Source organism: Streptosporangium sp. NPDC049248 (assembly GCF_040678965.1).
In the GTDB taxonomy this organism is placed as follows: Bacteria; Actinomycetota; Actinomycetes; order Streptosporangiales; family Streptosporangiaceae; genus Streptosporangium; species Streptosporangium fukuiense.
The window spans coordinates 55223-73974 of sequence record NZ_JBFAQY010000036.1; the positions used below are offsets into that span (position 1 = coordinate 55223).

The 18752-nt window shown below is 68.8% G+C and carries 18 protein-coding genes and 1 pseudogene; 8 read left to right on the forward strand and 11 right to left on the reverse strand.

Going from position 1 to position 18752, the window contains the following annotated elements:
- Positions 1–188 precede the first annotated feature (188 nt).
- The 3 genes from AB0K21_RS39750 (at position 189) to AB0K21_RS39760 (ending at position 3527) form a co-directional block, all read left to right on the forward strand.
- Positions 189–1427, forward strand: a complete 1239-nt coding sequence (locus AB0K21_RS39750; protein ID WP_364157560.1) for a serine/threonine-protein kinase — start codon at positions 189–191, stop codon at positions 1425–1427.
- Positions 1428–1775: 348 nt separating this feature from the next.
- Positions 1776–2555 carry an electron transfer flavoprotein subunit beta/FixA family protein gene (locus AB0K21_RS39755; protein WP_343976863.1) on the forward strand — a complete coding sequence of 260 codons (780 nt, stop codon included), beginning with the start codon at positions 1776–1778 and terminating at the stop codon, positions 2553–2555.
- 18 nt (positions 2556–2573) lie between these two features.
- A complete protein-coding gene (locus AB0K21_RS39760) occupies positions 2574–3527 on the forward strand; it encodes an electron transfer flavoprotein subunit alpha/FixB family protein (protein WP_364157563.1) in 954 nt (317 codons plus the stop codon).
- Positions 3528–3614: 87 nt separating this feature from the next.
- Here AB0K21_RS39760 and AB0K21_RS39765 read toward each other — a convergent pair whose 3' ends face one another.
- Both AB0K21_RS39765 and AB0K21_RS39770 read right to left on the reverse strand, forming a co-directional pair.
- Positions 3615–4808, reverse strand: a complete 1194-nt coding sequence (locus AB0K21_RS39765; RefSeq protein ID WP_343976857.1) for an MFS transporter — start codon at positions 4806–4808, stop codon at positions 3615–3617.
- A gap of 183 nt (positions 4809–4991) precedes the next feature.
- Positions 4992–5495 carry a TetR/AcrR family transcriptional regulator gene (locus AB0K21_RS39770; protein WP_343976854.1) on the reverse strand — a complete coding sequence of 168 codons (504 nt, stop codon included), beginning with the start codon at positions 5493–5495 and terminating at the stop codon, positions 4992–4994.
- Between the two features lie 112 nt (positions 5496–5607).
- Here AB0K21_RS39770 and AB0K21_RS39775 point away from each other — a divergent pair, with 112 nt between their 5' ends.
- A complete protein-coding gene (locus AB0K21_RS39775; RefSeq protein ID WP_343976851.1) occupies positions 5608–6771 on the forward strand; it encodes a cysteine desulfurase family protein in 1164 nt (387 codons plus the stop codon).
- A gap of 104 nt (positions 6772–6875) precedes the next feature.
- On the opposite strand, the gene AB0K21_RS39780 is transcribed toward AB0K21_RS39775, so the two are convergent.
- The 3 genes from AB0K21_RS39780 to AB0K21_RS39790 form a co-directional block, all read right to left on the reverse strand.
- Complete coding sequence (locus tag AB0K21_RS39780) at positions 6876–8147, reverse strand: leucine-rich repeat domain-containing protein (protein ID WP_364157568.1); 1272 nt, start codon at positions 8145–8147, stop codon at positions 6876–6878.
- Positions 8148–8685: 538 nt separating this feature from the next.
- Positions 8686–9126 (reverse strand): hypothetical protein, encoded by a 441-nt coding sequence (locus tag AB0K21_RS39785; protein ID WP_343976845.1) that lies wholly within the window; start codon positions 9124–9126, stop codon positions 8686–8688.
- 214 nt (positions 9127–9340) lie between these two features.
- Positions 9341–10387, reverse strand: coding sequence for a DUF695 domain-containing protein (locus AB0K21_RS39790; RefSeq protein ID WP_343976842.1), 1047 nt, complete (start codon positions 10385–10387; stop codon positions 9341–9343).
- Positions 10388–10446: 59 nt separating this feature from the next.
- On the opposite strand from AB0K21_RS39790, the gene mnmA reads away from it, so the two are divergent.
- Complete coding sequence (gene mnmA / locus AB0K21_RS39795; protein ID WP_364157572.1) at positions 10447–11517, forward strand: tRNA 2-thiouridine(34) synthase MnmA; 1071 nt, start codon at positions 10447–10449, stop codon at positions 11515–11517.
- Positions 11518–11683: 166 nt separating this feature from the next.
- On the opposite strand, the gene AB0K21_RS39800 is transcribed toward mnmA, so the two are convergent.
- The 3 genes from AB0K21_RS39800 to AB0K21_RS39810 form a co-directional block, all read right to left on the reverse strand.
- The gene (locus AB0K21_RS39800) at positions 11684–12325 is read right to left on the reverse strand and encodes an MBL fold metallo-hydrolase (protein ID WP_343976836.1); all 642 of its coding nucleotides are present in this window, start codon (positions 12323–12325) and stop codon (positions 11684–11686) included.
- 75 nt (positions 12326–12400) lie between these two features.
- A complete protein-coding gene (locus tag AB0K21_RS39805) occupies positions 12401–13459 on the reverse strand; it encodes a transglycosylase SLT domain-containing protein (protein ID WP_343976833.1) in 1059 nt (352 codons plus the stop codon).
- A 23-nt stretch (positions 13460–13482) separates the two neighbouring features.
- The gene (locus tag AB0K21_RS39810) at positions 13483–13785 is read right to left on the reverse strand and encodes a hypothetical protein (protein ID WP_343976830.1); all 303 of its coding nucleotides are present in this window, start codon (positions 13783–13785) and stop codon (positions 13483–13485) included.
- Positions 13786–13880: 95 nt separating this feature from the next.
- Here AB0K21_RS39810 and AB0K21_RS39815 point away from each other — a divergent pair.
- The 3 genes and pseudogenes from AB0K21_RS39815 to AB0K21_RS39825 all read left to right on the forward strand — a co-directional run.
- Positions 13881–14132: pseudogene (locus AB0K21_RS39815) on the forward strand (tRNA 2-thiouridine(34) synthase MnmA); the annotation flags it as partial.
- 90 nt (positions 14133–14222) lie between these two features.
- Positions 14223–14606 (forward strand): YbaB/EbfC family nucleoid-associated protein, encoded by a 384-nt coding sequence (locus tag AB0K21_RS39820; protein WP_343976827.1) that lies wholly within the window; start codon positions 14223–14225, stop codon positions 14604–14606.
- A gap of 271 nt (positions 14607–14877) precedes the next feature.
- The gene (locus AB0K21_RS39825) at positions 14878–15264 is read left to right on the forward strand and encodes a YbaB/EbfC family nucleoid-associated protein (RefSeq protein ID WP_343976824.1); all 387 of its coding nucleotides are present in this window, start codon (positions 14878–14880) and stop codon (positions 15262–15264) included.
- A 24-nt stretch (positions 15265–15288) separates the two neighbouring features.
- On the opposite strand, the gene AB0K21_RS39830 is transcribed toward AB0K21_RS39825, so the two are convergent.
- From AB0K21_RS39830 to AB0K21_RS39840, 3 genes are all read right to left on the reverse strand, one after another.
- Positions 15289–15483: a hypothetical protein gene (locus AB0K21_RS39830; protein ID WP_343976821.1), complete on the reverse strand. Its 195-nt coding sequence runs from the start codon at positions 15481–15483 to the stop codon at positions 15289–15291.
- A 77-nt stretch (positions 15484–15560) separates the two neighbouring features.
- Positions 15561–18311, reverse strand: a complete 2751-nt coding sequence (locus tag AB0K21_RS39835) for a hypothetical protein (protein ID WP_343976818.1) — start codon at positions 18309–18311, stop codon at positions 15561–15563.
- A 6-nt stretch (positions 18312–18317) separates the two neighbouring features.
- Positions 18318–18626, reverse strand: a complete 309-nt coding sequence (locus AB0K21_RS39840) for a hypothetical protein (protein WP_343976815.1) — start codon at positions 18624–18626, stop codon at positions 18318–18320.
- Between the last annotated feature and the right edge of the window lie 126 nt (positions 18627–18752).

The window sequence follows — 18752 nt, forward strand, 5'->3', positions numbered from 1 at the left end:
GGCCCCGGCCTCCTGGGCGATTCCTGAAGATCGATACCAAGCCGGTCCCAAGCCCGGTTACCGGATGTGGTCGATGGGAAACCTCTGGTTTGTATCCCGCGTCCATTGATGGGGGTTTCCTGACATCCAGCCGATGCGGGATCGCCCTCTCTGCGGCACGATGGAGGAGATCCACCGGAAGGAGTCGCATGGTCGCACCGGACGGTGAACGTCTTGGCCCCTACCGCCTGCTGTCGAGACTGGGGGCCGGAGGTTTCGGCGAGGTCCACCTGGCTCTGGACCCTGAGGGGCGTACGGTGGCGGTCAAGATCCTGCATCCCCACGTCGCGGCCGACGCGACGGCGCTGACCAGGCTGGCCCGCGAGGTGGAGACCATGCGGCTGGTCCGGGGCCCGCACGTCGCCGAGGTCCTGGACGCCTCCCTTGACGGGGCGCGCCCCTACCTGGTCACCCGCTACGTGCAGGGTCGCCCGCTCAGCGAGGTGGTCGGCGCGGACGGGCCGGTCGCGGGCGACGATCTCGTACGGCTGGCGCGCGGCCTGGCCGAGGCCGTGGCGGCCGTGCACGCCGCGGGGGTGGTGCACCGCGACCTCAAACCCGCGAACGTGATCCTGAGCGACGGCGAGCCGGTCGTCATCGACTTCGGCATCGCCTGCGCGCTCGACTCGCCCTCGGTCACCGCCTCGGGAGCGGTGCTCGGCACGCCCGGCTACCTGGCGCCCGAGGTGCTGGAGGGCACCGGATCCGGTGCCGAGGCCGACGTCTTCGCCTTCGGGGCGACGCTGGCGTACGCGTCCACGGCGCGGCACCCCTACGGCACGGGCCCGGCGTCGGCGATCGGCTACCGCGTCGTCCACCACCCTCCCGACCTCGAAGGTGTTCCCGGGTGGCTGGAGCCGCTGCTGCGGGAGTGCCTGCTGCGCGACCCCGCGGCCCGGCCTGACGCGGGCGCGCTGCCGGCCCGGCTGGGTGCGGCCCCGGTGGTGGGTCCGCCACGGCCCCGTGCGGTGGTGGAGAACGGGATGCACGGCCTCACCACCCGGGAGTGGCGGCCGGGCGACCGCCCCCGCCCGCAGAAGGGCAGGCCCACACCGGAGGAGGCCCGCGAGCGTCGCAGAGTCGTGCTGCACCGCCGCTGGGTCGTCGGCACCGGCCTGCTCGTCTCGCTGATGGCCGCGACCGCCAGGGAACCGCTGCCCGAGGTGGCGCTGCTGCTGCTGACCGGGTACGGCTCGGCGATGCTCGTCGACGCGGGCATCGCCCTGTTCGCCCGCGGGGACCGCGGACGCACGATCCTCGACCTGTCCGCGGGAGCCGGGGCCGTCGCGCTGTGGGCGGCCCTCAGCGCGTTCTTCAGCACGATCACCCTGGCGCTCGCGCTGGGCACCGTCGTCTTCGTCCTGGTCGGGATCCTGGTGGCCAGCTGAGCGCACGAAGCTAGTCAGGCCAATTCCCGGGGTACGTTTCCGGAGTAAGGGGCCCGCGAGCAGGCACCGGAATATAGTTCGGTATGGTGGTCCGGGGGTCCCTGGGGGCTCCGAGGTCCCGGTCGCCGGCCGTCCTGCCTGGCGGTTTGCGGCCAAGCTACTGATAAGTAACATAGGCTCGGGGTAGGGACGGGCGTGTCCCAACCGGGCCACCCGCTGCCACGGCGCTCTCGGGCACCTGGCAGTCTTGGCACAGTGTGCACGTGCCCCGCGTGTACGCACCGAGTATCCGGCGCCAACCGCAGTGACGCGGTGGCGTAAGCGACCACGGGAGGTCGGCCACCAGCCATGAACATCGTCGTCTGCGTGAAGCAGGTCCCCGACACGGCGACCGAGCGCAAGCTGAGGTCCGATGACAAGACGCTCGATCGCGACGCCGCCGACGGCGTCATCAACGAGCTGTGCGAATACGCGGTCGAGGAGGCGCTACGTCTGAAGGAGGCTCATGGCGGTGAGGTGACCGTTCTCACCATGGGTCCCGACAAGGCGAGCGACACCATCCGCAAGGCCCTGGCCATGGGGGCGGACAAGGCCGTCCACCTGGTGGACGACGCGTTGCACGGCTCGGACGCGCTGGGCACCTCGCACGCCCTGGCGCAGGCTCTCAAGAAGATCAGCTTCGACCTGGTCGTACTCGGTTCGGAGTCGACGGACGCCCGTACCGGGGTCCTCGCCGCCATGCTGGCCGAGCGTCTCGGCGTGCCGCAGCTCACCTTCGCCAACCAGGTCCAGATCGACAAGGGCGCCATCTCCATCCAGCGCGTCACCGACTACGGCTACGACAGGGTCGAGGCCTCGCTGCCCGCCGTCGTCTCCGTGGTGGAGAAGATCAACGAGCCGCGCTACCCGTCTTTCAAGGGCATCATGGCCGCCAAGAAGAAGCCGGTCGAGAAGCTCGGCGTCGCCGAGGCCGAGGTCGACGCCTCCCAGGTGGGGCTGGCCGGCTCCTGGAGCGAGGTCGTCGACTTCGCGGCCGCTCCGCCGCGCGCGGCGGGCACGGTGGTCAAGGACGAGGGCGACGGTGGCGTGAAGGCCGCCGACTTCCTCGCGTCGAAGAAGTTCGTCTGAGAACGGGGGTAGCTGGAAATGTCTGAGATTCTCGTTCTGGTCGAGCACGTCGAGGGCCAGGTCAAAAAGGTCACCCTTGAGCTGCTGACCCTCGCCAGGAAGCTTGGCGCTCCGTCGGCGGTCTGGACCGGCGCCGGCTACTCGCCCGAGGCCGCGGCCAAGCTGGCCGAGTACGGCGCGGAGAAGATCTATGTGGCCGACTCCGCCGAGGTCAGCGACTACGTCGTCGCCCCCAAGGCCGAGCTGCTCGCCCACCTCGTGGCCGAGAAGTCGCCGAGCGTGGTGCTCGTGGCCGCCACCGCCGAGGCCAAGGAGATCGCCGGCCGCCTCGCCATCAAGATCGACTCTGGTGTGCTGACCGACGTCGTGGGCATCGAGGACGGCCTGGTCGCCGACCAGTCCATCTTCGGCGGCGGCGTCAACGTCAGGTCGCGCGTGACCAAGGGCACCCCGATCATCGCGGTACGCCCCAACTCGACGCCGGTCGAGGCCGCCGCGGGTGCGGGGACCGAGGAGCAGGTCTCCTTCACCGTGTCCGAGGCCGCCAAGAGCGCCAGGATCGTGGAGCGGGTCAAGCAGGAGAAGGGCGCGCGCCCGGAGCTCACCGAGGCCGCGATCGTGGTCTCCGGTGGCCGGGGTGTCGGCTCGGCCGACAAGTTCTCGATCATCGAGGAGCTGGCCGACTCGCTCGGCGCGGCCGTCGGCGCGTCCCGCGCCGCCACCGACGCCGGCTGGTACCCGCACCAGTTCCAGGTCGGCCAGACCGGCAAGACCGTCTCGCCGCAGCTCTACATCGCGGCGGGCATCTCCGGTGCCATCCAGCACCGGGCCGGCATGCAGACCGCCAAGACGATCGTCGCGATCAACAAGGACCCCGAGGCGCCGATCTTCGAGCTCGCCGACTTCGGCGTCGTGGGCGATCTGCACGAAGTGATTCCGCAGCTGACCCAGGAGGTCACCAAGCGCAAGTGATCCGGCAGGGGTACGGCTTACCCGCGGGGTGACGCGAACGTGAGACGGCACCGCACGACATGTGCGGTGCCGTCTCGCGTTCCCGGGTCAGGCCGCCATCGAGAGCTCCCGCCTGGCGGTCTCGGCGGGGACGGCCGCCGCGCGGTGGCGGGGCAGGAAGCGCGCGACCACGGCGATCAGGACACCGAGCAGCACGGCGATGCCGAGGCCCACCCTGAGCGTGGCCAGATCGGAGAGGAAACCGATGATCACCGGGCCCAGCAGAAGTCCCGCGTAGCCCATCGCACCGGTCTGGGCGATGGCGGGTCCGGGGGTGTCGGTCGCCTCGCCCGCCAGGGACATGGCCATCGGCGAGACCGTCGCCACGGCGACGCCCACGAACAGCATGGCCGCGAGGGCGACCGGCGCGCTGGGGGCCGTGATGACCACGCCGAAGGTCGCGGCGGTGGCCAGGCCCGAGGCGGCCATCATGCCGCGGGCGCCGAAGCGGGCCCGGACCCGGTCACCGGCCAGGCGCCCGGCCAGCATGCCCGCCTCGAAGATCGGGTAACCCAGGGCGGCCACCGCCTCCGGAGCGCCCAGCGCGTCCCGCAGGTACAGGCCGTTCCAGTCGGCGACCGTACCCTCCACCATGAACGCGCAGAAGGCGATCACGCCGAGCAGGTAGATCATCGGAGGCATCCGGCGGCGGGGCGCGGCGGGGGCGGCGCCGGCCGCCGCCACCGGGTCGGGCAGGTAGGTGCGGCTGACCAGGACCGTCGCGGGGAGCGCGAGCAGGGCGACCAGCACCAGGTGGGTGGTGATCGAGAGTCCTGCCGCGATCGCCGCGGTGCCCAGCAGGCCGGCGCCGATCGCTCCGGCGCACCAGCCGGCGTGCATGCCGTTCATCAGCGGGCGGCCGTAGGCGCGCTCGACCACCGATCCCTGCGCGTTCATCGCGACGTCCACCGCGCCGAACGCCATGCCGAACAGGCCGCTCGCGACCACGGCCAGGGGGAACGACGGCGCCACGGCCAGCAGGGCCAGGGCGGTCGCGGTGAGGGGGGCTGCGACCCGGAGGATGCTCCGGCTGCCGAAGCGTGCCATCACGGCGCGCATCGACTGCATGGTGACGAGCGCTCCCAGCCCCCATACGAGGAGGGTGACACCGACCGACGCCTCGGACAGGCCGAGCTTGTCGGAGAGCGCCGGAATGCGCACGGTCATCGATCCACACATCAGACCGGCCAGCACGAATGTGAGAACCGCCCCGGTTCGAGCTGTTCTCAGGTCGCGGGTCATGCTCAATCCCTTCAATAAATGTTTTGACAAACCGGTGAACGGGCACACCAAAGACGGTCGCTTTCGCGCGTGCGGAAGCGACCACCAATCTGTGTGATGGGTTCTCCCTGGCCGGGCCCGCGATCAGGCGCGCGGGCGAGTGAGGGGAACCAGGGGAACCAGGGAAAAGGTGTCGGGGGCCTATTAAGGCAGCATGGCCAGCAGGCGCCGTTTCAGAGTCTCGTAGTGCTCGTCGTCATAGAGATCGGGGTCGTGGCTCGCCACGTCCCACAGTCCCTCGCAGGCGAGGCGCACGATCTGCGCCGCCTCCGGGTCGGGCTCGCTGTCGAGCCCCTCGCGATGCCACCGGGCCATCGCCACCCGCAGCGGTGCCAGAAGATAGAGGTTGCCGGAGGCTCCGGTCACCACGGCCCAGCGCCGCAGCCTGCCGCTCCGTACGGCGGCGAACGTGGCCGCCAGGTAGTTCTTGGTGTAGGTGTCGTGGCCCTGGGCGGCGATGAGCTCGTCGAACTCCTCGATCAGCCGCTCGACCATGCCCTTGATCAGGGCTTCCTTGGTGCTGAAATGGTAGAGCAGGCCGCCTTTGCTGCATCCGGCGCGCTCGGCGACGGTCGCCAGGGTGAGCGCCTGGGAGCCCTGGTCGGAGAGCAGATCCTCTGCCGCGTCCAACAGTTCACCCCGTCTCATGCCAGTTACTGTACCGTCTGGACGGTTTAGTGGTCAACTCCGGGGATGAGGCCCTTCGCGGGCACGGATACCCTTGGAAGGTTGACAGCGATGTGGGGGAGGGGATGCGGCCGTGAAGTCCGCCTATCTCGATCACGCGGCGACCACGCCGATGCTTCCCGAGGCGATCGAGGCGATGACCGCCCAACTGGGCCAGGTCGGCAACGCGTCATCCCTGCACGCCGCCGGCCGTCGTACCCGCCAGGTCGTGGAGGAGTCGCGGGAGACCATCGCCGCCGCGCTCGGCGTCCGTCCCAGCGAGGTCGTCTTCACCGCGGGCGGCACCGAGGCCGACAACCTGGCCATCAAGGGCCTGTACTGGGCCCGCCGCGCCGGGGGCGCGGACAGGATCCTGATCAGCGCCGTCGAGCACCACGCCGTCCTGGACCCCGCGCACTGGCTGAGCGATCACCAGGGGGCGACCGTCGAACTGCTCGACGTCGACGAGTTCGGCCGGGTGCATCCGCAGACCCTGCGCGAGGCCATCGAGCGAGACCCGGGCAGCGTCGCGCTGGCCAGCGTCATGTGGGCCAACAACGAGGTCGGCACCGTCCAGCCCGTCCACGCGCTCACCGAGGTGGCCCGCGAGTACGGCGTCCCCTTTCACACCGACGCGGTCCAGGCGGTCGGTCAGATCCCGGTGGTCTTCGCCGACTCGGGGATCGACGCGCTGACGCTCTCCGGTCACAAGGTCGGCGGCCCGATGGGCGTCGGCGCGCTGCTGCTCGCCCGGGGCGTCGACCCGGTGCCGGTGCTGCACGGTGGCGGTCAGGAGCGGGACGTCCGCTCCGGCACGCTCGACGCCCCCGCCATCGCCGGTTTCGCCACGGCCGTGCGGACCGCGGTGGCCCGGCAGGCCGAGACCTCGACCCGGCTGGCCGCGCTCCGCGACGACCTGATCCGCCGGGTCCGTGAGGCGGTGCCCGATGTGATCCTCAACGGCGACCCGGTGAACCGCCTCCCGGGCAACGCCCACTTCTCCTTCCCCGGCTGTGAGGGTGACGCGCTGCTCATGCTGCTGGACGCCAAGGGCGTGGAGTGCTCGACGGGCTCGGCCTGCTCGGCAGGGGTCGCCCAGCCCTCCCACGTCCTGCTCGCGATGGGCGCCGACGGGTTCCGGGCGCGCGGCTCGCTGCGCTTCTCCCTCGGCCACACCTCGACCGAGGCCGAGGTGGACCGGCTGGCCGAGATCATCGGCCTCGCCGTCGAGCGCGCCCGCCGCGCGGGTCTGAGCTGATCCGTACAGCTCCGAACGGTTCCGTACGGCGGGAGGCCCCTTCACCGCCTGCGGACGCTGTGGCAGGGACAGGATGGCCGCGCCGCGCCGCTCGTCACGGGCTCTCAAATGATGTTGAAGTAGATATAGTCGCCTTCGCTCACGGGGTGGCCCCCTAGCCATCCGGGGAGGGTGGTGAATCGGTTCTGGCTCAGGTTGAGCTTGGTGAGGGGGAGGTTCGCCATCGACTCGGGCAGTGTGGTCAGCTCGTTGCCGCCTAGCCCGAGTCCGCCCAGCTTGGTGAGGTTTCCCAGCGACTCGGGCAGTGCGGTCAGCCTGTTGTCATTGAGGTCGAGCCAGGTCAGGGCGGTGAGGTCGCCCAGCGACTCGGGTAGTGCGGTCAGCTGGTTGCCGCTGAGGTCGAGCCAGGTCAGGGCGGTGAGGTCGCCCAGCGACTCGGGCAGTGCGGTCAGCCTGTTGTCATTGAGGTCGAGTCTGCTCAGGGCGGTGAGGTTGCCCAGCGACTCGGGTAGTGCGGTCAGCTGGTTGCCGTCCAGTCCGAGTCTGCTCAGGGCGGTGAGGTCGCCCAGCGACTCGGGCAGTGTGGTCAGCTGGTTGCCACTGAGGTCGAGCTGGCTCAGGGCGGTGAGGTCGCCCAGCCACTCGGGCAGGGAGGCCAGCCCGTTGCCGCTCAGGTAAAGTTCGCTCAGCTCGGTGAGGTTTCTCGTCGACTCGGGTAGCGCGGTCAGCTGGTTGCCGCCCAGTCCGAGTTTGCTCAGGGCGGTGAGGTTTCCCGTCGACTCGGGTAGTGCGGTCAGCTGGTTGCCGCTGAGGTCGAGCTGGCTCAGGGCGGTGAGGTCGCCCAGCCACTCGGGCAGTGCGGCCAGTCCGTTGCCGTCCAGCTCGATGCGGCTCAGGGCGGTGAGGTTCTCCAGCGGTCCGGGGAAGGCGGTGAACCGGTTGTCGTAAAGAGTGATCCGGCTCAGGGCGGTGAGGTTTCCCGTCGACTCGGGTAGTGCGGTCAGCTGGTTGGCGCCGAGGTTGATCCAGGTCAGGGCGGTGAGGTCGCCCAGCCACTCGGGCAGGGCGGTCAGCTGGTTGCTGGCCAGGCCGAGCTGGTCCAGACGGGTCAGGTTCCTCATCGACCCGGGGAGGGCGGTCAGCCGGTTCCAGTTCAGGTTGATCCAGGTCAGTCCGGTGAGGTTGCCCAGCGACTCGGGCAGGGCGGTCAGCTGGTTGTGGTTCAGGTCAAGTGCGGTGAGGTGTGTGAGATCGCCGAGGGGGCCAGGCAGCGTGTCCAGGTCGAGTCCGGACAGATCGAGGTCCGTCGATCCGTCCCGCAGGCAGTCGCCGATCCGCGCGAGGGCGACGTCCTGGCCCGTCTTGGAGTCCGTCATGCACTTTCCTCTCATCGTCACCGCGGGCCCGGGGGCGCCCGAGCCGTACCGGTCCAGGCCCGTCCTTCGGAAACGTCGGGCGCGCGAACCTGCGGCAACGCTAGGGATCAGCGCTGGTGTACGACTTGCACCCCATTTGAAGGGGTGTTTGATCCTACGGATTCCGTCTGATTCGGCTTCAGGTGTCGCGCCAGGTTGAGGTGTTCTCACCAGTTGAGCGGCGGGTCATGTTGCCGATCACCGCGAGATGGATCACGGCTTCGGAACTGGTGGGCAGGGTTTCGTGGTCACGGGCCAAGCGCCGGTGAGCACTGACCGGCGCGGGGTTCGCTCGGCGACCCAGCGGCGCGGCAGTGGGATGAATCCTCTGGTGGCCGGGTTGCGGCGAACGATCTCCATGTCGATCTCCGGGGCGGCGGTGTGTTCGACGAGGCCGGACCGGACCGCGGCACGGTGGTGGCGTTCGTCCACCCCGACCGGTGGCGGACGCTCTTCGAGCGGCTCCACTGAGGCGGTGCCCGGGCACCGCCTCAGTGGGTCAGTTCGCGAGGTCCTCGTCCCTGGTGGTCTCGACCCGACAGTGCGAGAGCGTGTTCCGCTTCGGCTGGTAGACACAGACCTTGAGATCGATCCTCTTGACCTGGCCCTTGGTCTCGAAAAGGTAGCCCTTGTACCCGGAGGAGGCGCAGGACCAGCGCACCGGCGACCAGGACGGCCCGCCCTTCTGGTAGTGGAACCTGGCGCGAACCCAGGCGCAGTGACCGGGGTGGCGGTCTCGGTCGTAGATCCTGCCGTACGCGGTGAAGTGGCTCTGGTTGAAGCCGGTGACCCACAGTCGCGCCTTGGCGTACCCGGAATGCCCGGAGCCGGAGCTGACCGTCCCCAGATGGAAGTCGCCCTGGGCCGTCGCGCTCGCCGCGGCGGGCAGTCCCAGCACGAGCGCGGTGGCCAGCAGCGTTCCACGGACGATCCTGCGCATCGTCTCTCCTCTTTCCGGTGCTTCTCGGCTCGGATGATCCGTCACCAGTGATACGTGAGACGACTTGGAACCCTCTTGCGAGTCACTGCCCGCAAGGGTGTCCAGGACCTGACGTCGAGGGCCGGGCCTTTCGCCTGGACCAAGACCGCCGAAGAAGTCCTCGGCGCTCTCGCCTCATACCGTCGGCCTGTCGGCGAACCTCTGACTCAGGGCACTAGGTCAGGAAGGGCGAGATGGCGATCCAGCCGGGGTCGCCGACCACGTCGACCCGGGGCCGCCCCTCCTCCCAGCTCACGATGAGCTCCTTGGCGTGGATGGCCGTCTCGCTCACCGGGTCGGCGTAGACGTGCAGCACCCGCTGCCCCTCGGCGCTCATGTGCGCGGCGAGCAGGGCCTGGCCGTTCAGCCTGCTGATCCGCCCGGCGAGACGCTCCTCGAAGTCGCGCAGCGCCTCCAGCGAGGGGCCGGTGGGCAGCCCTTCGGCGTCGCGGTGCGCGTACGGCAGCGTGATGGCGATGTGCTGGTCGAACAGCGGGTGGTCGACCGGGCGGAGCGGGTACCGGGCGGTGGCGATCAGGCGGGCGCCGGTGGCGGTCTCACCCTCCAGCAGCGCCCACTGCTCGTCCCGGTAGCCGGAGGCCAGATCGGAGACCACGCTCGGCAGGTGCACGGCGGGCACCGCGTCGATCGGCTCGAAGGCCGCGGCGGAGATGTCGCCCACCCAGCGGGCCACGTCGTCCTCGCCGAGCAGCCAGTCGAGGGCGAGCAGTGCCGCCTCGGTGCGCGTCTCGTCGTCGAGAATGGTGAAGATCGGATGGTAGGCGACCACGTCGACCCGGGGGTTGCCGTGCGGGGCGCGCAGGCCGAGCACGAGCTTGTCGAGCGCGAACTCGTAGCCGCCCACGTCGAGCGTGAGGTCCATCGCGTGCGGATTGGCCCGCCGGGACGGGTGGAACTCCCACAGGGCGTCGGCGGGCGGTGCGGCGGCGGCCCAGCGGTGCGCGATGGGGCGCAGTTCGGGGTCGCCGGCCGAGGTGACCACGAGGGCCTGGTCGGCGTCGAGGCCGGGGGCGATCTCCCACACCAGCGACGGGTGGACGACCAGTACCGCGGGCCCGATCCACTCGGCCAGCCGCTCGGCCTCGCCGGCGGCGACCATCGCGTCCAGTTCCGGTCTCGCCTCCGCCCACCACGCCCAGAACTCGCCGATACCGTCAGCAGGGTCGGCGGCGGGCTCGTTCTTCCGCCCGAACAGTCGCATGACCCCGGATTCTCCCAGCCCGACGGGGCGCCCGCCAACGCGGGTACGCTCAAGGGGTTATGAGTCTTCGTGTGCTTGCCGCCATGTCCGGCGGCGTCGACTCCGCCGTGGCGGCCGCCCGCATCGCCGAGGCGGGCCATGACGTCACCGGTGTCCACCTCGCCCTCTCCGCCAACCCCCAGTCCTATCGGACCGGCGCCCGCGGGTGCTGCACGGTCGAGGACTCGCGAGACGCCCGCAGGGCCGCCGACGTGATCGGCATCCCCTTCTACGTCTGGGACATGGCTGAGCGGTTCCATCGCGACGTGGTCGAGGACTTCGTCAGCGAGTACGCCGCCGGCCGCACGCCCAACCCGTGCCTGCGCTGCAACGAGAAGATCAAGTTCGAGGCGGTGCTCGACCGCGCCCTCGCGCTGGGCTTCGACGCGGTGGCCACCGGGCACCACGCGCGCGTCACCGACGGCGTGCTGAGCCGCAGCCCCGACGCGGGCAAGGACCAGTCGTACGTGCTGGGCGTGCTCACCAGGGAGCAACTCGGTCACGCGATCTTCCCGCTGGGTGACTCCACCAAGGCCCAGGTCCGCGAGGAGGCCGCGCGGCGCGGGCTCATGGTGGCCGACAAACCCGACAGCCACGACATCTGCTTCATCGCCGACGGCGACACCAGGGGCTTCCTCGCCGACCGCCTCGGCACGGCGCCGGGTCCGATCGTCGACGAGTCCGGCGAGGTGGTGGGCGGCCACGAGGGCGCCTACGGCTTCACGGTCGGCCAGCGCAAGGGCCTGCGCATCGACCGGCCGGCCCCCGACGGCCGTCCGCGCTACGTGCTGTCCATCGAGCCGGTCTCCAACACGGTCACGATCGGTCCGCGCTCGTCTCTGGCGGTCTCGGAGATCGTCGCGGAGCGCCCGGTCTGGAACGGCCCGACCGGCGAGCCGCGCGAGCCGCTGACCTGCACGGTCCAGCTCCGCGCGCACGGCGAGGTGTACGGCTGTCGTGCCCGGCTCTCCGGCGGGGAGGTGCACATCGCACTGGACACCCCGGCCACCGGGGTGGCGGCGGGCCAGGCCGCGGTGCTCTACCTCGGTGACACCGTGATCGGCTCGGCCACCATCGCCTCGGCCTCCTGACCCGATCGCAGGAGTGCGGGGCGGAGCACCGGCCCGCGCTCCGGTGGCGTTCGTCCCGCGGCCGCGGGAACGCGTCCGTGCCGGTCGCCTCCCGATACGGGCGGGCGTTCGACAGGCCGGGACATGCCCCACCCGGGCATGAGGTCGGCCCAGGTCAGGGCTCCGGTCAGGGCAGGGTGACCGACTCGCCGGGCTTGAGGCGGCGCATCTCGGCCTTCTGCCTCTCCGACTCCATCTCCAGCCACCTGTCGACCAGGCCGAGCCCGATGTCGTTGAGCAGGCCGTCGTGGGTGGAGAAGGCGCGGGCCGGGCGGACCAGGCGCAGGTACTCCACCATCTCCGCCAGCTTCATCCATGGCGCGTTGGTCGGCACCAGGAGCGTGGGCACCTCGACGCCCGGCGGGGTGAACGCGTCGCCAGGATAGAAGACCTCCTCGTCCACCAGGAAGCCGACATTGCGCACGATCGGCTGGTCCGGGTGGTTGGGGGCATGCCACTCGCCGACCACCCGCACCCCGAAGCCGGCCGTGTCGAACGCGTCGCCGTGCCGTACCACCTGGGTCTTCGCGGGGACGTCGGTCAGCGTGGCGGCCACGCCCTCGTTGGTCCAGATCTCCAGGGAGGGGTTGGCCTCGGCCGCCCGGCGCAGCCGGTCGGCGTCCACATGGTCGAAGTGCTCGTGGGTGATGAGCACGGTCTGGGCCCCGTCGAGCGCGGACTCCTCACTGAAGGAGCCCGGGTCGATCACGAGCGTGGAACCGTTCTTCTCCAGGCGAACACACGCGTGCCCGAATTTCGTGAGTCTCATTCCCTCACCCTAAGGGGCACGCCGATCTTCGCCGTGCCGCCGGTGGCCGGAGGGCCGCTCATGTTCGGTGAGGGGTCAGTACGGTTTGTAGCCGCCGCCATCGCTGAGGGAGGCGATGCCGGGGTGACCGTCCAGGGAGCCGTAGCGGCTGATGGTGTAGCGGACACCGGCCATGATGTTGTGCACCGGGTTCCAGATGTCGTTGTAGCCGGGTTGCTTGTGCGCCTGGAACGTGGGGTCGATCGTCTGCATGAGTCCCTTGGACGGGATGCCTGCGGCGGCGTTGGAGTCCCAGTTGTTGATCGCCTGTGGGTTGCCGCCCGACTCGTGGAAGATGACCGTCCAGATCTTGTCGATGGTCGCCGGGTCGTCCGGGTTCACGGCCACGCCGTGGTCCCGCAGGATGGTGAGCGCCTCCTTGATCCACTCCACGACCTCCTCCTTCGGCGCGGGGACCCCGCCGCCCGAGGGCGCGCCGCCGTACCCGCCCGAGCCGTTGCCGCCGGAACCGTCGGGACCGCCGCCTTCGATCTGCGGCCGATAGCCGGGGGTCCGTTGCCAGCCGGAGGTGGGTATGGAGGAGTCACTGCCCGGTGACCTGATGAGAGCGAAGTGGGCAAGCTTGTCCTTCGCGTGTGTCTGCAGGGTGGTCAGGGCCTTGCCCACGGCTTCCTCGGCGGGTTTGACAGCCTCGCGAGCGTCGGAGACGGCCGTCGTGACCCATGGCCCGAAGGTCTTGTTGAGGTCTTCCTCCTCCGTGTCGGGGTTGTTCCTACGGTGGGTCTCCACCTGGTTGAGGAGGGTGGCGCAGATGCCGTTGACCTTCGAGCTCGCGTCCGTCAGTTTCGTGGCGACCTCTCCGATGGAGGCCGCGCAGTTGTTCAGTGCGTCGTGGAATCCGTCGCCGGCCTTGTCGTACATCTGCATGTAGGCACAGAAGGCATCCGCGGAGGCACCCTGCCAGGCGTGGTCCACGTCGAGCACCGTGGTCTTCAGATTGCCCATGAGCTCGTTCGCCCCGTTCGCCGTCCCCCGCCAGCGGGTCATGACCGTGCGGATCACCGCCGGGGCGCCACTCACCTTTTCCCTGAGATCGGCGAGATCACTGCCGCCGGGCAGCTTGCCAAGAGCCACTGCGACATCGTCCAAGGCGGCCACTACCGCTCTCCGGGTCCGCTGGCGTCGTTCGCCCCCCTGACGTTGTTCTGCACCGTCTCCAGGGCGTGTTCGACGCCTCCGAGCTTCTCTCTGACCTGCTGGAGCTCCTCGTGGATCAACCCCTCAAGGGTGTCGACGAGACCGGCGAGCGCGGCGGATCCGGTGAGGTCGCCGTAGTCGGAGGTGTTGGACGGCGGGGCGGGGTGATCATCGCTGAGCTCGTCACGAATCCGGTTGGCCAGCTTTCCCACCTTCGTACGGCACCGTTCGAGCGCCTGAAAATGGAGATCGATGCCTTCCATATGACTCTCTCCTCCTCGGCGCCACCCCCGAAGCGATCAAGATCGAGCATAGCGGAGACGGGCCTGCGCGAAAGGGCCACGTGACCTACACCTCCGACGGCGTGCTGAGCCGCAGCCCCGACGCGGGCAAGGACCAGTCGTACGTGCTGGGCGTGCTCACCAGGGAGCAGCTCGGCCATGCGATCTTCCCGCTGGGTGACTCCACCAAGGCCCAGGTCCGCGAGGAGGCCGCGCGGCGCGGGCTCATGGTGGCCGACAAACCCGACAGCCACGACATCTGCTTCATCGCCGACGGCGACACCAGGGGCTTCCTCGCCGACTGTCTCGGCACGGCGCCGGGTCCGGTCGTCCGTGGCCTGGACAGGGTGTCCGGCCACGTTCACCAGGTTCGATAAATAGTGGGCGACATATCTGGGGTTCTGGGTAGAAATGATCTCATGATGGACGAGTTCCGGCTCGTGATGGACGGGCTCACCAAGGAGTACAACCAGCAGGCCGAGCAGCTACGCGACATGTACGGCCGGCTCGATGAGCTGGCGGCGACCGCGTGCTCGGAGGACCGGATGGTGACCGTGACGGTGGGGCCGCGCGGCCAGGTGCGGGACATCGAACTCGATCCCCGGGTCTACCGCAGGCTGTCACCGCCGGAGCTGTCACGGTCGGTCATGGAGCAGATCGGTGTGGCGACGGCGGAGATCATGGAGCGGACCCGGGAGTTGATGGCCCCTTTCGCGCCGGAGGGTCTGCCCTATGAGGAGATATTCGGGGAGGGAGTGAGCTTCGAGTCGTTCCTCCCCCGGCCGGTGGATCCGCCGTCGTGACGCAAAGCATCGGAAATCGATCCGAGTGGACGGAGATCTTCGAGGAAAGGCAATGTCACGACGCCCCGCGGTCGTGCCGGGGCCTGTCCGGCGTTGGACAGATCCCTGCGTGGCCCTCTGCGGGCGGTGCCGCTCTGTTCCCGCAGGGATTTATCGCCGGGTGAGGGGAGCGATCCGAAGCGCTTAAGGCTGTTTTCCGGATAAAGAGGGGGGATGTCTGGGATGGTGAATCTCTGTGGTCCATGCGGCTTGCGGGGAGTGACCGTCGGTGATGGATGAGTTTCGCGTCGCGTTCGAAGAGCTTGCCGAGGAGTACACCCGGCAGGCCGAACAGCTTCGGGAGATGTACGCCAAACTGGGGGAACTAACGGCGACCGCGCAGTCGGACGACCACATGGTGACTGTGACGGTGGGCTTGAACGGCCAGATACGGAGCATCGAGTTCGATCCCCGCGTTTACCGGAAGCTGTCGCCCTCCGAGTTGTCGCAGTCGATCATTGAGCAGATCGGACTGGCCGTCGGCGAGGTCTCGGAGCGGACCCGGGAGCTGATGGAACCATTCGCGCCGGAGGGCCTGCCGTTCGACGAGCTGTTCGGAGAGCAGGCGAGTTTTGAATCGTTCCTTCCCGCGAACCTGCCGTCGGAGGAGCGTAGGTGACGGCTGATACGGGGCAGGTCGAGATCAGTCCTCGACAGGGACGACCTTGACATAGCCGTTGCTCCAGAAGGTCAGGCCCTCGAACGCCTCCTGCGGGCTTGCCCGCCTGCTGCTCGACATGGTGTCGACCATGTCCTGGATATCGGGTGAGCTACCCGCCAACTTGCCCGCCTCCGTCAGTTCGATCGTCCCCAGGACCGTGTCGGTGTCTACCGTCACGACTTTCAGCATCCGTCTCGTCATAGTCGAAGTATCCGTTCCATGGTTGGTGTTGCTCCCTGGGGTTGTGATCCGGATCACTCCTCCCAGCTGAGAGGGTTTCTCTCGGGGCGTGTGATCACCTTGGGCACTACTCGTACGGGCATCGGCATCCTCGGCTCCGTCCCGACCGCGTTCCTCTCGATCATATTGAGCTGGGAGAGCATGTTGTTGTACCAGTCCAACCGTCCCCGCCGTTCGAACTCCGATCTCATCTTGGGATCTTTGAGCACCCGCTTGATGCCCTGGACGTCCTCCGGGCTGAGTGGGTTGGGCCTCCCGACGTAGATCTGGCGGGCACCGTCGGGTGTGAGCTCACCACGGACGAACTGAGTTCCGAATTCCCCTTTGGGAGCCCAGAATTTGGGGTCTTCGAACGAGAGGTTGTGGTCGATGCCGATGACCCCGAGCCTCTGGCCGGTGGGCGATCTCAGTTCCGGGTCAGAACTCAGAAACCAGTTGAAGGAGTGACGATCAGGGTTGGTGATCAGCACGTCGAGCAGACTGACGCGCATGCCGCTCCGCGTCAACTCGGGTCTCGTCGGCACCTCCTCATCTGGTAACGCCGCTCTGTGCTGCCCCTCCTTGAACTCCTGATAGACGACTCTGTCGTCGGCCCGGTAAACCCCGGGGACGTCGGCCCCCAAGGAGGTCCCCACTATCGCAGCCAGCACCTCGGCGTCTGCCTCCTGTGAGGTCGCCAGGACCTTTCGGATCATGTGGGAACCGTCGTTGAACGTCCATTTCTCTACCAGCACGGACCAGGTCGCCCTTACACCGTCCGCCCCCCCGGTTTTGCCGCCCAGCAGTACGGGCTCTCCGGCGATGCCGGAATGGATTCCACGGTTCAGCCACGGCGGTACGCGGGGCTCTTGCTCCCTTGCCGCTGTCAATTCGGTGAGCAGTTCCGCCACCCGGGGCGACGCGGGACCGTCCCCATCGCGGTGAGGGCCATCCGCCCCTCTCGCAGCGGAGGCGTCGTCGTCCCGGGGACGCAGGCCTGCTGTCTTGTCGTCTTCCCGGGGGCGCAGATCTGCTGTCTTGTCGTCTTCCCGGGGGCGCAGCTGTGCTGTCTTGTCGTCCGGAGGAACGCCGTGACCCGAACCCGAGGATCGGGGAGGGTCCGCCGGGGGAGGTGCCCCGTCCCCGGGCCCTCGTGGTGGGACGGCGCCGGACGCGGCGGGATCGCGCGGGGGGGCCGCGTCGCGAGGCGCTGGGGCAGGGGCCTCGTGGGGCTTTGCGGAAGCCAAGGGGTCGCCTGCCAGGTGGGTGGCGACCTTCGGCGGCCCGGAAGGTGAATCCGGGTTGAGCATCCGATCGATGTAACTCGGCCCAGGGCGCTCCCCGGCCGGCGAGGGCGTCTCCGGGCGGGCGGCGACGAGAGTGTCCGGGCGGGCGGCGTTGGGGTGGGCTGTGGTGGGGGTGTCTGGGCGGGCGGCGTTGGGGTGGGCTGTGGTGGGGGTGTCTGGGCGGGCGGCGTTGGGGTGGGCTGTGGTGGGAATATCCGCTTGCGTTTTCGGGCGGACAGCGGGAGCCGCCTGTACCTCCGTGCCTCCGGGCGGGCGGGCGGTCATCCCCGTTTCATCGTGTGCCTGCCGGCCCTGTGGAGGTCCAGGCCTGTCTGCGGGCGGCACCGGATCGGGTCTCGCGATGCCCTGGAGTGTGGAGCCGCCCGCCGTCGAGTCGGCCGCGTCGGGATGGGGAAGGGGCCCTGCGGCGGCATCACTCTGACGGGGCGCGCCGGCAATCGGGTCGTTCCCGGCAAGGGCGGTTGCCAGGGGGGTGTCACCACCGGCGCCGTGACGATCACCAAGCGAGGTGAGGATCCCGTTCTCCGGGAAGCGGCCGGTCAGGGGGGCGAGGGGGTTGGCGCCCTGGTGACCGGTCGGGGCGATGAGGTGGCCGTCGGCGCCTCCGAGGAAGCCCGCGCTGGCGCTCTTGGCAAGAGTCTCCCAGCTCAGCTGGCCGCTCGCGGCCAGCATCGGCATGCTGGCGAAGGTATTGGCCGTCATGCTCTGCGTCGCCATGCCCAGCGCCGACTGGTCCAGGAGGGCGGCGGCCTTCTCCCTCCACGTCATCGCGATGCGCTCCACCGTCTCGCTCGCGATGCGTGATCCGCCCAGCTTGCTGATCGCCACACCGAACCCGGTGAACGCCAACCCCGCCAGCGCGCCACCTGCCAGCGACATGCCGGTCTTCATCCAGTCCCAGTCCTCCCGCCGCCCGCCGGCCACCTGCACGGTCTGGATGAGCCCGTCCATCCCGACCATCACCCCGCCGAACAGCGCGATGTTGCGCAGCAATCTCATGGCGATCTGCCGCACGGTCATCTGCGTCAACCTGCACGCCATGGGGATGAGGCTCAGCGACCGCCCGAACGACGGTGCGGCCAGGTAGACGAAGTAGGTGATCTGCGCCGCCAGCAGGAACAGGGACAGCAGGATCATGTACTTCGCGTACTCGATCTCCAGGCCTACCGCGTTGAGTTGTTTACCGGCTTTCTCGCAGGCCTCTTTCAGACGGGGCAGTATGAACGGCTCGGTCGTGGTGAACGTCTTCCAGTATTCTTCGAAGGCGTCGGAAGCCGATCCGTCCATGTACATTCGTATGTCGCGGCAGGTGGTGTTGCCGTCCTCGATCAGGGCCGTGATCGTCGCGGCGATCTCCCGATAGGCGTCGGACAGGCGGAAACAGCCTTCCTCATCGCCTTTCGGCCAGTCCATTCCGACGATCCAGCCCACGTAGGGCCGCACGATCGGAGGAACCAGTGCCTCAAGGTGGCGGTCCATCTCGGGTCACGGCCTTATCGTGCTCTGCCGCTCGGCTTCCTCGTATCGTGTCGCCACCAGGTCGAGTCCGGTCCTGAGCTCGTACAACGCCTTGGCCGCCTCGTCCAGTCGTTGGAGGACGGCTTCCATGAGCGGCAGATAACCTTTCTCGAACTGTTTGCCGAAGTGGTCGTCGCCCCAGGGTGAGCCCGCGGCGGCCAGCGTGGTTTTAAGCGAGCCTCTGGCGTCTTCGAGTGTCCTGCCGTGAGCGGTGAAGTCGGGGCTTCTCAGCCGGATGGCCTGTGGGTACACCTCGTAGCCGTTGTGGGTCGCCATCCAGCTCCGTTCACGTACTTAGCCTGATTAATCGGATTTCGCATGATGTGTCTGCGAATGAGGGGCTTTCGGGCAGGGATGGCGCCGTTCGCCCAAAACATGATCTATGAAGATGGGCTCTATGTC

Excerpts from the sequence above, each read along its gene's own strand:
- AB0K21_RS39785 (WP_343976845.1), bottom strand. The coding sequence starts at position 9,126 with ATGCGCAGGATCGTCCGTGGAACGCTGCTGGCCACCGCGCTCGTGCTG.
- AB0K21_RS39840 (WP_343976815.1), bottom strand. The coding sequence starts at position 18,626 with ATGGCGACCCACAACGGCTACGAGGTGTACCCACAGGCCATCCGGCTG.
- AB0K21_RS39825 (WP_343976824.1), top strand. The coding sequence starts at position 14,878 with ATGGATGAGTTTCGCGTCGCGTTCGAAGAGCTTGCCGAGGAGTACACC.
- AB0K21_RS39800 (WP_343976836.1), bottom strand. The coding sequence starts at position 12,325 with ATGAGACTCACGAAATTCGGGCACGCGTGTGTTCGCCTGGAGAAGAAC.
- AB0K21_RS39760 (WP_364157563.1), top strand. The coding sequence starts at position 2,574 with ATGTCTGAGATTCTCGTTCTGGTCGAGCACGTCGAGGGCCAGGTCAAA.
- AB0K21_RS39790 (WP_343976842.1), bottom strand. The coding sequence starts at position 10,387 with ATGCGACTGTTCGGGCGGAAGAACGAGCCCGCCGCCGACCCTGCTGAC.
- AB0K21_RS39780 (WP_364157568.1), bottom strand. The coding sequence starts at position 8,147 with ATGACGGACTCCAAGACGGGCCAGGACGTCGCCCTCGCGCGGATCGGC.
- AB0K21_RS39750 (WP_364157560.1), top strand. The coding sequence starts at position 189 with ATGGTCGCACCGGACGGTGAACGTCTTGGCCCCTACCGCCTGCTGTCG.
- AB0K21_RS39835 (WP_343976818.1), bottom strand. The coding sequence starts at position 18,311 with ATGGACCGCCACCTTGAGGCACTGGTTCCTCCGATCGTGCGGCCCTAC.
- mnmA (WP_364157572.1), top strand. The coding sequence starts at position 10,447 with ATGAGTCTTCGTGTGCTTGCCGCCATGTCCGGCGGCGTCGACTCCGCC.
- AB0K21_RS39820 (WP_343976827.1), top strand. The coding sequence starts at position 14,223 with ATGATGGACGAGTTCCGGCTCGTGATGGACGGGCTCACCAAGGAGTAC.
- AB0K21_RS39755 (WP_343976863.1), top strand. The coding sequence starts at position 1,776 with ATGAACATCGTCGTCTGCGTGAAGCAGGTCCCCGACACGGCGACCGAG.
- AB0K21_RS39765 (WP_343976857.1), bottom strand. The coding sequence starts at position 4,808 with ATGACCCGCGACCTGAGAACAGCTCGAACCGGGGCGGTTCTCACATTC.
- AB0K21_RS39810 (WP_343976830.1), bottom strand. The coding sequence starts at position 13,785 with ATGGAAGGCATCGATCTCCATTTTCAGGCGCTCGAACGGTGCCGTACG.
- AB0K21_RS39770 (WP_343976854.1), bottom strand. The coding sequence starts at position 5,495 with ATGAGACGGGGTGAACTGTTGGACGCGGCAGAGGATCTGCTCTCCGAC.